Annotated in this window: 9 protein-coding genes; 4 read left to right on the top strand and 5 right to left on the bottom strand. The window is 54.7% G+C overall.

Going from position 1 to position 12,883, the window contains the following annotated elements; genetic code table 11:
• Positions 1-472: 472 nt before the first annotated feature.
• On the top strand, positions 473-2,056 hold the full coding sequence (locus ACUY4S_RS08300) for a TerC family protein (RefSeq protein WP_312687755.1): 1,584 nt from the start codon (positions 473-475) through the stop codon (positions 2,054-2,056).
• Positions 2,057-2,086: 30 nt separating this feature from the next.
• Here ACUY4S_RS08300 and ACUY4S_RS08295 read toward each other — a convergent pair whose 3' ends face one another.
• Positions 2,087-2,842 (bottom strand): DeoR/GlpR family DNA-binding transcription regulator, encoded by a 756-nt coding sequence (locus tag ACUY4S_RS08295; RefSeq protein WP_312687757.1) that lies wholly within the window; start codon positions 2,840-2,842, stop codon positions 2,087-2,089.
• 84 nt (positions 2,843-2,926) lie between these two features.
• Here ACUY4S_RS08295 and ACUY4S_RS08290 point away from each other — a divergent pair, with 84 nt between their 5' ends.
• Positions 2,927-3,511: an NUDIX hydrolase gene (locus ACUY4S_RS08290; RefSeq protein ID WP_458022652.1), complete on the top strand. Its 585-nt coding sequence runs from the start codon at positions 2,927-2,929 to the stop codon at positions 3,509-3,511.
• A gap of 49 nt (positions 3,512-3,560) precedes the next feature.
• On the opposite strand, the gene asmA is transcribed toward ACUY4S_RS08290, so the two are convergent.
• From asmA to udk, 3 genes are all read right to left on the bottom strand, one after another.
• Positions 3,561-5,411, bottom strand: a complete 1,851-nt coding sequence (gene asmA, locus ACUY4S_RS08285; RefSeq protein WP_458022653.1) for an outer membrane assembly protein AsmA — start codon at positions 5,409-5,411, stop codon at positions 3,561-3,563.
• Positions 5,412-5,436: 25 nt separating this feature from the next.
• Entirely contained in the window at positions 5,437-6,018 is a 582-nt protein-coding gene (gene dcd, locus ACUY4S_RS08280) for a dCTP deaminase (protein WP_312687764.1), read from the bottom strand.
• Between the two features lie 86 nt (positions 6,019-6,104).
• On the bottom strand, positions 6,105-6,746 hold the full coding sequence (gene udk / locus ACUY4S_RS08275; RefSeq protein WP_312688212.1) for a uridine kinase: 642 nt from the start codon (positions 6,744-6,746) through the stop codon (positions 6,105-6,107).
• 354 nt (positions 6,747-7,100) lie between these two features.
• Here udk and ACUY4S_RS08270 point away from each other — a divergent pair, with 354 nt between their 5' ends.
• The gene (locus ACUY4S_RS08270; RefSeq protein WP_458022654.1) at positions 7,101-10,430 is read left to right on the top strand and encodes a diguanylate cyclase; all 3,330 of its coding nucleotides are present in this window, start codon (positions 7,101-7,103) and stop codon (positions 10,428-10,430) included.
• A gap of 76 nt (positions 10,431-10,506) precedes the next feature.
• Here the strand turns inward: ACUY4S_RS08270 and alkA are convergent, their stop codons facing one another.
• On the bottom strand, positions 10,507-11,355 hold the full coding sequence (gene alkA, locus ACUY4S_RS08265; protein ID WP_312687768.1) for a DNA-3-methyladenine glycosylase 2: 849 nt from the start codon (positions 11,353-11,355) through the stop codon (positions 10,507-10,509).
• A gap of 134 nt (positions 11,356-11,489) precedes the next feature.
• Here alkA and yegD point away from each other — a divergent pair, with 134 nt between their 5' ends.
• Positions 11,490-12,842 (top strand): molecular chaperone, encoded by a 1,353-nt coding sequence (yegD, locus tag ACUY4S_RS08260; RefSeq protein ID WP_458022655.1) that lies wholly within the window; start codon positions 11,490-11,492, stop codon positions 12,840-12,842.
• The last annotated feature ends 41 nt before the right edge of the window (positions 12,843-12,883 follow it).

The raw sequence follows: 12,883 nt of genomic DNA, 5'->3' as shown, positions 1-12,883 counted from the left end.
GACGCTAAGGTATTGCCAGACATCCTTTTTATCCTCTTCTGACGATGACACGAGACAGGTCAGATAAAATACTGCGGGTGGTGTTTTTAGCACTGACAAACAATGCTGAAAATAACATCGCTGGTATATTTGAATGATGCACGGAGAATTGTTGCAGCTAAGCGAATAGCAGGCAAGTTAACATCTGGTGATTAACATCTTTTTAAGAATAATATTAAGGCCAAACTTTTCGTTTTTTAGGATTTTACGTATATTGACAAATTCAATATCCACGACTACCCATGCGAAATGTCTTAATTTGATTATTATTCAGAAACTATTAATCCCAATAAAAATAGGGAAAAGAGATTGTCATATATCCTGTTTGGCATATTAAATAAGATTAATCGTAGGCTGGCGTTGCATTTTCTGTCGGCTTTATCCATGATCGCCCTGTGACAATTGTCATATCACTGAAGGTGTTACGTTAACGATGGAATGGATTGCCGATCCGTCAATCTGGGCTGGGCTGGTCACGCTGGTGGTGATCGAACTGGTGCTCGGGATTGATAACCTGGTTTTTATTGCAATTCTTGCAGAAAAATTACCCCCCGCAGAACGCGATCGCGCCCGTGTGACCGGGCTTATTCTCGCCATGCTGATGCGCTTACTGCTACTGGCCTCGATCTCCTGGCTGGTGACACTGACCAACCCGCTATTTACGGTACGGGATTTAAGCTTCAGCGCCCGCGATCTGATTATGTTAATTGGCGGCCTGTTTCTGCTGTTTAAAGCCACGGTCGAACTTAACGAACGGCTGGAAGGGAAAGATAGCGATAACCCGTCGCAGCGGCGCGGGGCAAAATTTTGGGGCGTGGTGATACAGATAGTAGTGCTGGATGCCGTCTTCTCCCTCGACTCGGTGATCACCGCGGTGGGCATGGTTGACCACCTGGCGGTAATGATGGCGGCAGTGATCATTGCTATCTCCCTGATGTTGATCGCCAGCAAATCCCTGACCCGCTTCGTCAACAGCCACCCAACGATTGTGATCCTCTGTTTAAGCTTCCTGCTGATGATTGGCTTTAGTCTGGTCGCAGATGGCTTTGGTTTCCATATACCGAAGGGGTACCTGTACGCGGCGATTGGTTTCTCTGTAATGATTGAAGCCCTGAATCAGCTGGCGATTTTCAACCGGCGGCGCTTCTTATTCGCCAATCAGACGTTGCGTCAGCGCACCACCGAAACAGTAATGCGCCTGCTGAGCGGGCGGAAAGAAGATGCCGAGCTGGACGCCGACACCGCGTCGATGCTACGCGATAGCGATGACAACCAGATTTTCAACCCGCAAGAGCGACGCATGATTGAACGTGTACTGAACCTGAATCAGCGTTCCGTCAGCAGCATTATGACCTCGCGCCATGATATTGAGCACATTGATCTCAGTGCGCCGGAAGCGGAAATCCGCGCCCTGATCGATAAAAATCAGCATACCCGGATGGTCATCACAGGCGGAGATGATGAAGAAGAGTTGCTCGGTGTCGTGCATGTGATTGATCTGTTGCAGCAGTCGCTGCGCGGGGACGCCCTGGATTTGAAAGCCTTAATCCGCCAGCCGCTGGTATTCCCGGAAACCCTGCCGCTGTTACCGGCGCTTGAGCAGTTCCGCAATGCCCGTACGCACTTTGCTTTCGTGGTGGATGAGTTCGGTTCCGTAGAAGGGATTGTCACGCTAAGTGACGTGATGGAAACCATTGCCGGTAACCTGCCCAATGAAGTCGAGGAGATCGACGCCCGCCATGATATTCAGAAAAACAGCGACGGTAGCTGGACAGCTAACGGCCATATGCCGCTGGAAGACCTGGTGCAATACGTTCCCCTGCCGCTGGACGATAAACGTGAGTACCACACCATTGCCGGCTTGCTGATGGAATACCTGCAACGGGTGCCACAGCCCGGCGAAGAGGTACAGGTGGGTAACGTCATGCTGAAAACGCTCGAAGTGGAAAGCCATCGCGTGCAGAAAGTGCAGTTAATCCCCCTGCAAAGCGAAGACGATCTCGATTACGAAGTGTAGCCCGCCAGGCCACGAAGGCCCGGCAGGACTTCAGGCTTTGACAATCGCGATCCCCCGGTGCGCAAATCCCGCCAGACTGCTGGTGTCGGTTTGCGCATCCACCACCAACGTATTGACCAGCGAGATATCGCCAATCACCCATGGCGAGGCAGTATGCAGTTTTTCCGGAGAGGCCAGCACTACCGTTTCTGCCGCCCTGTCTGCCATTGCTCGCTTGATCCGCGACTCTTCAAAATCCCCGGTGCTCAGACCGGCCTCCACATGTACGCCTGTCACACCCATAAAGAAGAGATCGGCGCGCACGCGGGAAATGCCTTCCAACGCCGCAGCACCGACATTGACGATCGAGTGCTTATAAAGCTGACCGCCAATCATTATGACCTTGATCAACGGATGTTGTGCCAGCCCTACCGCAATGCCCGGGCTGTGAGTCACTACCGTCAGATGGAGATCCGGCGGGAAGAAAGTGATCAGTTCGGCAGTCGTTGTTCCTCCGTCAATCATCACCACCTGGCCCGGCGACACCAGCTCCGCCCCTTTTTGTGCAATGCGCCGTTTGGCGTCCGATTGCAGGCTCTGGCGTTCTGAAAAAGTGGCGATAGCCGCAGAAGCTGGCAGCGCCCCGCCATGAACACGCTGGAGGCGTCCCTCAGCGGCCAGCTCACGTAAATCGCGGCGCACGGTATCTTCAGAAACGCCAAAAAGCTCGCTGAGATGTTTAGACAGCACCTGCCCCTCTGCGGCCAGGCGCTCAAGGATCAACTGCTTACGTTGTGAGGTCAGCACTGCGCACTCCTGTTTGCACGAAATATCTTGATAATGCACGAAACTGCACGTTATGCTGCAAATATTACGTCCACAGGAGCCACCATGCAAACTGAACATGCACAAATACGCATTATTTCCTCCAGGCCACTATCAAAACACTGGGGAAAACTCACGCAATACACTTTCGACTTCCGTCGTCGTGATGGCGAATACCAGCGCCAGACCCGCGAAGTGTACGATCGTGGTAACGGCGCGGTGATCCTGCTTTATAACAAAGCCCGCCGTAGCGTTATCCTCACCCGGCAGTTTCGCCTGCCGCTGTTTGTTAATCAGCACGATGGCTTTTTGCTGGAAGCGGCTGCCGGGCTGCTGGATGCGCTTGAACCGGAAGAACGGATCAAGCATGAAGTGGAAGAGGAAACCGGCTATCGCCTTGAGCAGGTACAGAAGGTTTTCGAAGCGTGGATGAGCCCTGGTTCGGTCACGGAAAAGTTGCACTTTTTTATTGCCGAATATGACGACAGCAGACGCATCAGCGATGGCGGCGGGCTGGCAGACGAAGGCGAAGATATTGAAGTGGTGGAAATGGAATTCAGCGCTGCGCTGGCGGGGATCCGCAGCGGTGAAATTGCCGACGGCAAAACCATTATGCTGCTACAACACCTGGCACTCGAAGGCATAATGTAATGCCGCAATGCGCTGCGCATGTCCGGCCTGCACGAGGCCGGACAGGGCGTTACATTTTATCGAGCAGTTTTTTTACATCTTTACCGCTCTGACGATCTTTATTGCGATCCGCCCAGTCACTAAGGCGGCGTTTGGCTTCATCCTGCAAATGCTTACGCAGCAATTGATCGACCTGCAGACTGTAATTCAGCGCCTGCCATTTACCGTAAACGGTAAGCGGGATTGGGGTGTTTTTCAGGAACTCGACCAGCTCTCCCTCACCCTGCCAGCCTTTCAGCACCCGCACATTAAAGCGCGAATTCGCCGTCTCCTGCAGCAAATCCATGTGCCCTTCGCCAGTCAGCGACAGCACCGGGGAACTACCCTGCATATCGCTGAAAGTGACCTGACCTTCTTCCAGCGAAAGATCGGTGGTGAACGTGTCCAGCCGTGTGGCCGTTTCAAAATTATCCTGCGCCTTTACATCACTGCTGCGCGCAACAGCCTGCTGGACGAGTTGCTGGAAGTTAAGCCCTTCCATACGACTGTTTTTCAGATCAATATGCGCTTCACCCTGCCAGTGACGACGGAAATTGTCCGCGTCGATACGTGGCCCGGAGAAATCCCCCGCCAGCGTCAGGTCGCCACTGAGGCCGAGAGGATAGTTGAATGCCTTAAGAATGGTGCCGATCTCAATGTCGGTCAGACGCGGCTGGAACATGGCCTGCGACTGCTCGCTACGCACATCCAGCGAGCCAGGCAGCGATATCTGACCATTGCCCATTTTCCCTTCGAGGGTCGGAATGGAAAGCAGGCCCTGCTGGTTATTAAACAGCCCCTTCACGTCGGTAAATGTCATGCCGCGCCAGCGCAGCGTCTTCGCAGTCAGGCCAATCTGCGCGCTATAGTCGCGTAGGCTGTTATATTGTGGCATATCCTGGCTGTTGGCGATCACCGGCCGGGGCAGGCGGTTTTGCGCCTGCCCCTGCTGCTGCACGTCGGCACTGGCGGCGGCAGACGCTTCCGGCACCAGTAAGTTATCCAGATTCAGGTTGGCGAACTGCAACTCCAGCGCCCAGACCGGCTTCGCACCCAGCGTCACACTGCCATTACCCGTTAAGGCGCTGTCGTTGGCTGTCAGACTGAGGTTGCTTAGCGTCACCCGCTGTTGGGCGCTCTGCCACTGCACTTGCAACTGCCCTTCCCCGGCAATGCCTTGCGCCGGGATATCGCCGCCCTGCACTTGCCATTTCAGATTGTCGATCACCGCGGTAAGCGTGTGCGGGTAATCGTGGGCATCCATTTTCGCACTGAGCGACAACGTCAGGTCGCGCTGATTGCGGTTCACGCGCCCGGAGAAATCCAGCGTCGCCTGATGGCGGGCATCCTGTTCCATTTGCAGATGAATATCGCGTACGGTGACCTGTTCATCATTTTCATGCTGTAGTACCAGTACGCTGTCGGCCACCTGCAAACCGGCAATGTCCCACGACCAGCCGCGATCGTCCGCCACATCCGGCAGGGTATTTTCTTGCGGTGCCACCGGCGCGTCTTTTTGCGCCACGGGTTTGCTGCCGGGGATCAGCTGAATAATCGCCCCTTTCAACATCACCTGCTTGACCTGCAACTGGTGTGAAAGCAGCGGCCAGAGCGCGACATCAAGACGCATATTATCGGCTTTTATGACCGGCGTTTGTGCCCCTGGCGCGGTTAAAGTCATGCGTCCGGAAAGAATGCTAAGCTGCGGCCAGACATGCCAGCGCAACGGGCCATCAAGCTGAAGCTGATAGCCGCTGCGCGTTTCGACCTGGCGCACCATGTAAGCGCGAAAATCGTTGGGATTGACCAGCAATACCAGCGCCGACAGGCCGGCTACCAGCACGACCAGTAAAATCATCAGCGTGGTTAACACTCTTCTCATGGCATCCTCAGTACGGATAAGTCACTCAGTCTTTATCAATACGGCTGGCTACAGCGCCTTGCTGATCGCGGTACTTGGCATCTTCACGGCGGTTATAGGGACGATCGGCCGGGCCGGAGAGCGGTTCAAAACTCAGCGCGCCAATCAGCATACCCGGACGCAACGCCAGCGGTAACTTGCCCGAATTATAGAACTCCAGCACGATACAGCCAGACCAGCCCGGATCGATACGGTGTGCCGTAACATGCACCATCAGGCCCAGGCGCGCGAGCGACGAGCGGCCATCCAGCCAGCCCACCAGATCCGCAGGCAACGTCACGGACTCGTAAGTGACAGCCAGCGCCAGTTCACCCGGATGCAGATAAAACGCCTCACCCTCAGCGAGGACAATTTCATCACTCATCACGCGGTCGAGTGCGGCACTGACCTCATGTTTCGGGCCGCTTAAATCAATAAACGCCGCCGTATGCCCACTGAATGTGCGGAATTTGTTGCCCAGACGGACATCAACAGTAGCGCCATTAATTCGCTCTACCGGCGGACGCGGGTTAATCGCGAGGCGGCCCTGATCCAACCAGGCTTCAATATCGCGGTCACAAAGACGCATGGCACATTCTCCTTTTGGTGCGACATCCCCCTGAAGTTTCCTCAGGGGTCAGTGAGTTAATACTGAGTGTTACAGCCTAACATGTATTATTCAAAAAATTGGCTGATTTTGGCTTTCAGGATGTCAATGGCGATACGGTTTTTGCCCCCGCGCGGCACAATGATATCTGCGTACTGTTTGGAAGGTTCAATAAATTGCAGGAACATCGGACGCACCGTTTTTTGATACTGGGCCATGACCGAGTCCATTGAGCGCCCGCGTTCATTCACGTCGCGCTTGATACGGCGCATCAGGCAGATGTCCAGCGGGGTATCGACAAATATTGAGAAGTTCATCTCACCGCGCAGGCGGGAATCCGTGAGCAGCAGGATCCCTTCAAGGATGATCACTTTTTTAGGCTCAATAAGAATCGTTTCCTGCGTACGGGTATGTTCGACATAACTGTACACGGGCAATTCAATGGCTTCGCCGCGCTTAATAGACTGTAAGTGCTGGAATAAGAGGCTGTGATCCATCGCGCTTGGATGGTCGTAGTTGGTTTTGACACGTTCTTCCATCGACAAATGACTTTGATCTTTGTAATAGCTGTCTTCCGGAATAACGCCAATGTGTTCATCACCAACCTGTTCGCGCAGCTCACGATAGAGTGTACTGGCAATAAGACTTTTACCTGAAGCGGAGGCGCCGGCGATACCGATGATGACGCACTGATGAGACTTATCAGTCATAAATTTAGCGACCTGATTAACCTGGATGTAAAGGAAGGACGACGCCGGGGCGTCAAACGCGGCAATTATAGGGATTTCGCGGTCGCGATACCAGTCGAATACGCGCGTGATGAAGGCCATGGCAAACGGCGGGGATTTTCAGCCAGCAGAGTGACTTTGGGCAAATTTAAACGTGCAAAAATGACGCAGCGTGCGCCATTTTTCGACCGACTAAGTAATTAATATCATTATGATGTCAAATTATGAGCGGCTACCATAGGAATTGTAAATTGTTTGTACTAGCATAATCCAAAATTCAAATTTATACGTCCGGACTCCGTTCCCGACGGAACAGGATTTGCGGATTAGGCGGTAATGAAGAAACAATACCAGCGCGTTTTGGTTACCACACCCCATCCTGGACTGCGGCTCGTCAGTTTAGGTCTGCTCTCTTTTATCTTCACCCTGTTCTCGCTTGAGCTGATTCGTTTTGGCACGCTGATCGCGCCGCTGTGGTTTCCGACCGTCATTATGACCGTCGCCTTTTATCGTCATGCCGGGCGGATGTGGCCGGGCATTGCTTTCGCCTGTGTATTAGGCAATGTGGCCGCCACCGTCTTTCTCTTCTCGGTGAATTATGTCGATTTACGCTATACGGCAATCAATATTGTCGAAGCCGCCGTCGGCGCTATCTTGTTGCGCAAACTGCTCCCCTGGTACAACCCGCTGCAAAATCTCGGTGACTGGATCCGCCTCGCTATCGGCAGCGCGCTGATCCCTCCGCTGGTCGGGGCCGTTCTGGTCTGCTTGCTGGTACCGGGCGACTCGCTGCTGCGCACTTTCCTGACGTGGTTTTTATCCGAGTCGATTGCCGCGCTGGCCCTGGTGCCGCTGGGTTTGCTATTTAAACCGCACTATTTATTACGTCACCGTAAACCGCAATTGCTGGTGGAAACCCTCGCGACCCTTGCGGCCACGCTGGTACTGAGCTGGCTGGCGCTGCATTACTTGCCCTGGCCCTTCACCGCCGTGATTGTGCTGTTGATGTGGAGCGCGGTGCGGTTGCCACGTGTCGAAGCATTTTTAGTGTTCCTAAGTACGGTGATGATGGTCTCAATGGTCATCGCGCTTGACCCGCAACTGATTACCCAGCCAAGAACCGGCGTGATGATCAACGCCCCCTGGCTGCCTTTCCTGATGATCCTGCTGCCGGTGAACGTGATGACGATGGTGATGTACGCGTTTCGCGCGGAGCGCAAACACATTACCGAGAGTGAGGAACGGTTTCGTAACGCCATGGAATACTCGGCCATCGGCATGGCATTGGTAGGAACCGACGGCCAGTGGCTTCAGGCTAACAAGGCGCTGTGCAAGTTTCTCGGCTACAGCCAGGAAGAATTGCGTTTAATGACCTTTCAACAGCTGACCTGGCCGGAAGATTTGAGTGCCGATCTTGAACAGATGGCTCAGCTGGTGCGCGGCGAGATCCCCAGCTACTCCATGGAGAAACGGTATTACACCCGCAGTGGCGATCTGGTCTGGGCGTTACTCGCCGTTTCGGTAGTGCGCCATGCAGACGGTACGCCGCTCTACTTTATTGCCCAGATAGAAGACATTAACGATCTGAAACAGACCGAATGGGTAAATAAGCGGTTAATGGAGCGCATTACGCTCGCCAACGAAGCTGGCGGTATTGGCATCTGGGAGTGGGAGCTGGAGCCAGACATTATCAGTTGGGATAAGCGGATGTTCGAGATGTACGAAGTGCCCTCGCACATCAAGCCCACCTGGCAATTGTGGTATGAGCGTGTGGTGCCGGAAGACCGCGCTGAAATCGAACGCGTTATCCGCGACTCGCTGGTCGCACGCATCGCCTTTAAGCTAGAGTTCCGCATTAACGTAAAAGGCGGCATTCGCCATATTCGTGCGCTGGCGAACCGGGTACTGAACAAAAACGGCGAAGTTGAACGCCTGCTGGGCGTCAATATGGATATGACCGAGGTTAAGCAACTTAACGACGCGCTGTTCCAGGAAAAAGAGCGCCTGCACATTACGCTGGACTCCATCGGCGAAGCCGTGCTTTGTACAGATGTCGAAATGAATGTCACCTTTATGAACCCGGTGGCTGAAAAGATGAGCGGCTGGTCGCAAGAACAGGCGATGGGGCAACCGCTGCTCACCGTGTTGCGAATCACCTTTGGCGATCACGGCCCGACGATGGAAAATATTCACAGCGGAGATATGTCCCGTTCGGATATTGAACAGGATGTGGTTTTGCACTGCCGGACAGGCGGCCATTTCGATATCCATTACAGCATTACGCCACTCAGTACGCTGGACGGGCAAAATATCGGTTCGGTACTGGTCATTCAGGACGTCACCGAATCACGTAAAATGCTGCGTCAACTGAGTTACAGCGCCTCTCACGACGCCCTCACCCACCTGGCAAACCGCGTCAGCTTTGAAAACCACCTGAAACGCCTGCTGGTGACCGTGCAGGAATTCCCGCTGCGCCATGCGTTGGTGTTTATCGATCTGGACCGTTTCAAAGCGGTGAACGACAGCGCCGGGCACGCGGCTGGCGATGCATTGCTGCGCGAAATCTCCTCGCTGATGCTGAGCATGTTACGTTCTACCGACATCCTCGCCCGCCTCGGCGGCGATGAGTTTGGCCTGTTACTCCCGGATTGTAATATTGAAAGTGCACGCTATATTGCCGGGCGTATTGTCGAGGCCATCAATGATTACACTTTTGCGTGGGAAGGCAGTCAGCACCGGATCGGCGCCAGTTGCGGCATCACACTTATTGATCAGAACAACCACCAGGCGACCGACGTGATGTCGCAGGCGGACATTGCGCTCTATGCTTCGAAGAATAAAGGCCGCGGCGTGGTGACCGTTTACGAGCCGCAGCAGGACATGATGACGCAAGAACGCAACGTGATGTCGCAGGACGAGCAGTGGCACATGATCAAAGACAACCATCTGCTGTTAATTGCGCGCGGTGTTGCCTCACCACGCGTGCCCGAAGCCTGTAATTTCTGGCTGATCTCCCTGCGTTTGTGGACCAGCGAAGGAGAAGTCATGGAGGAGTATGCTTTCCGGTCTGGCTTAACCGAGTCAGAACTGATCCGCGCGCTCGATCGCCGCGTCTTCCACGAGTTCTTTCGTAATCATGCCACTGCCGTCGCCGGGAAAGGGCTGGGCATTGCTTTGCCACTCTCCGTCTCCGGGCTTGCCAGCGTACCACTGGTCGATGAGCTGCTGGATCTGCTGGAACATGGCCCAATGCCGGGACGTCTGCTGCACCTGGTGATCGATGCCGATGCGTTAATGCATGAAGGCCCAACCCTGGCAGAAAATATGAAGCGCCTGCGTCATGCTGGCTGCCGCATCATTTTGAGTCATATTGGTCACGATCTGGAGGTGTTCAACCGCCTCGCCCCCCATATGGCCGACTATTTACTGCTGGAGCCAGGGCTGGTGGCCAATGTACAGGGCAATTTGATGGATGAGATGATGGTGACCATTATCCAGAACCACGCCCAGCGCCTTGGCCTGAAGAGCATCGCCGGGCCGACCAATCAGCCCTTGATGATGGATACGCTATCCGGCATCGGTATCGATTTAATTTATGGCGATATTATTTCGCAGCCACAACCGCTGGATTTAATGCTCAATACCAGTTATTTCGCCATCAACTGAGGGCGCATACCCTCCAGGTCGCCATACCGTAGAAAATCACACTCTGACCGGGTGCCAGGCGGCCAGACCGAGAGCTTTATTGCTCGTCAGGTTGCCAGCCATCCGTATACCATATATGCAGCAAGGCATATGAACGCCACGGCTGCCAGCGCTCTGCATAACGCCGGGTTTGCGCGGGCGTCATTCCGGCGAAGCGTTGTTTAATCAGGTAGTCATCTGGCAGAAAAATATCCGGTGCCTGCCAGCCACGCAGCGCAAAATAACTTGCCGTCCAGCGTCCGATCCCCGGAAATGTCTGTAACGTTTTTATTCCCTGTTCCACATCGGCAGGCTGTGAAAGCGGCAAACGCCCGTCACATGCCGTTTGCGCCAGATAAATCAATGACTCGGCACGTTTAAGCGGCATTCCTAATGCTTTTAGATCTTCCGGCCGGGCTTGTGCTAACTGCTGCGGCGTGGGGAAACAGATAAAACCCGGCGCTTCTTCAAGCGCTTCACCGTAGCGCTGTGCCACCTTTGCCGTCAGTTTTGCCGCCATCGCCACGCTCACCAGTTGCCCTAAAATAGCGCGAACCCCTTGCTCAAAAGGATCGACACAACCGGGTAAACGCAAACCGGGGCGCGCGGCACCTAACTCGCCCAGCACAGAACCGATTAATTGCGGATCGCACTGCAGATCGAACAAACAGGCCACCCGCTGCAGACAATGATCGGCGATGGGCTTCAGGCCTTCGCTAAGAGTAATATTGAGCGTTGCCGTCGCCGCATCCGGTTGCGCGGTAATCAGCCCCCGGTAACCGTCCCGGGCATACGAGCGCACATAACGCATTTCGTCGATCGCTTCGACGCCCGCTACCGCACGCGCACCTAAAAAACTCAGCATCCACGCCCAGTCGTAGGGCGGCTGCCAACGCAGTGTGTACATAACAACTCCTGAAGTGTGAGGCTAACAGCATAAATACCTTAGCGGATCTGCGCCTTGCTTTCATATTCCGGTTGTCGCCTGACGTGCATTCGGCTAAAGTCGCCCCCCTTCTTCACTGGCATGGGGATCACTACGTGTTTGTAGGTTTTGACTACGGTACAGCGAACTGCTCAGTCGCCGTCATGCGCGACGATACGCCGCAACTTTTGACCATGGAAAATAGCAGCACGCTGCTGCCGTCGATGCTTTGCGCACCTACGCGCGAAGCGGTCAGCGAATGGCTGTTCCGCCATCATCAGGTTCCGGCAACGGGAAGCGAAACCCAGGCGTTGCTGCGCCGGGCGGTCAGCTTTAACCGCGAGGAAGATATTGAGGTTTCGACAAACAGTGTGCAGTTTGGCCTCGCCTCACTGCGCCAGTATGTCAGCGATCCGGAAGAAGTGTACTTCGTTAAATCGCCGAAGTCCTTCTTGGGTGCCAGCGGGCTAAAACCCCAGCAAATCGCGCTGTTTGAAGATCTGGTTTGCGCCATGATGCTACACATTCGCCTGCAGGCCGAGTCGCAACTGCCTGAAAACATTGACCAGGCAGTGATTGGTCGCCCGATCAACTTCCAGGGGCTGGGCGGAGAAGAAGCCAACGCGCAGGCGCAGGGGATCCTGGCGCGGGCGGCCAAACGCGCGGGCTTCCGCGATGTCGTTTTCCAGTATGAACCCGTGGCGGCAGGGCTCGATTTTGAAGCCACGCTCAGCGCAGAGAAACGTGTTCTGGTTGTCGACATCGGCGGCGGAACAACCGACTGCTCCTTATTGTTAATGGGGCCGCAATGGCGCGCCAGGCAGGATCGTGCTGACAGCCTGCTCGGCCACAGTGGTTGCCGCGTGGGCGGTAACGATCTGGACATTGCGCTGGCGTTTAAAAACCTGATGCCGTTACTTGGCATGGGCGGACAGACAGAAAAAGGCATTGCGCTGCCGATCCTGCCGTGGTGGAACGCAGTGGCAATAAACGATGTGCCGGCGCAGACGGAGTTTTACAGCGCGGCGAATGGCCGGTTGCTGAATGATCTGCTGCGCGATGCGCGCGATGCTGACAAAGTCGCACTGTTGCATAAAGTGTGGCGTCAGCGTCTTAGCTACCGCCTCGTGCGCAGCGCTGAAGAGAGCAAAATTGCCCTCTCAGAACAGGCAGACACCGTCGCGCAATTGCCGTTTATTAGCGACAGCCTGGCGACATCCATCAGCCAGGAGGGACTGGAAGCAGCACTCAACCAGCCGTTACAGCGGATCCTTGAGCAGGTACAACTGGCCCTGGCAAACAGCACCACCATGCCGGAAGTGATCTACCTGACAGGCGGTAGCGCCCGCTCACCCATTATCAAAAAAGCGTTGGCGGAAACGCTCCCTGGTATTCCCATCGCGGGCGGAGACGATTTCGGTTCTGTAACGGCGGGACTGGCGCGCTGGGCGCAGGTATTGTTCCGTTAATCTTCTGCCGGGTGTCCTCCACCCGGCATTATTTTCTGCGC

The organism is Kosakonia beeri (assembly GCF_054165705.1).
Note: the sequence above shows the minus strand (reverse complement) of the source record. Positions and strands in the feature narration are given on the sequence as shown.

What these genes read in the sequence shown, in the direction of transcription:
- udk (WP_312688212.1), bottom strand. Translation starts at nt 6,746, where the DNA reads ATGACTGATAAGTCTCATCAGTGCGTCATCATCGGTATCGCCGGCGCC.
- ACUY4S_RS08290 (WP_458022652.1), top strand. Translation starts at nt 2,927, where the DNA reads ATGCAAACTGAACATGCACAAATACGCATTATTTCCTCCAGGCCACTA.
- alkA (WP_312687768.1), bottom strand. Translation starts at nt 11,355, where the DNA reads ATGTACACACTGCGTTGGCAGCCGCCCTACGACTGGGCGTGGATGCTG.
- dcd (WP_312687764.1), bottom strand. Translation starts at nt 6,018, where the DNA reads ATGCGTCTTTGTGACCGCGATATTGAAGCCTGGTTGGATCAGGGCCGC.
- asmA (WP_458022653.1), bottom strand. Translation starts at nt 5,411, where the DNA reads ATGAGAAGAGTGTTAACCACGCTGATGATTTTACTGGTCGTGCTGGTA.
- ACUY4S_RS08300 (WP_312687755.1), top strand. Translation starts at nt 473, where the DNA reads ATGGAATGGATTGCCGATCCGTCAATCTGGGCTGGGCTGGTCACGCTG.
- ACUY4S_RS08270 (WP_458022654.1), top strand. Translation starts at nt 7,101, where the DNA reads ATGAAGAAACAATACCAGCGCGTTTTGGTTACCACACCCCATCCTGGA.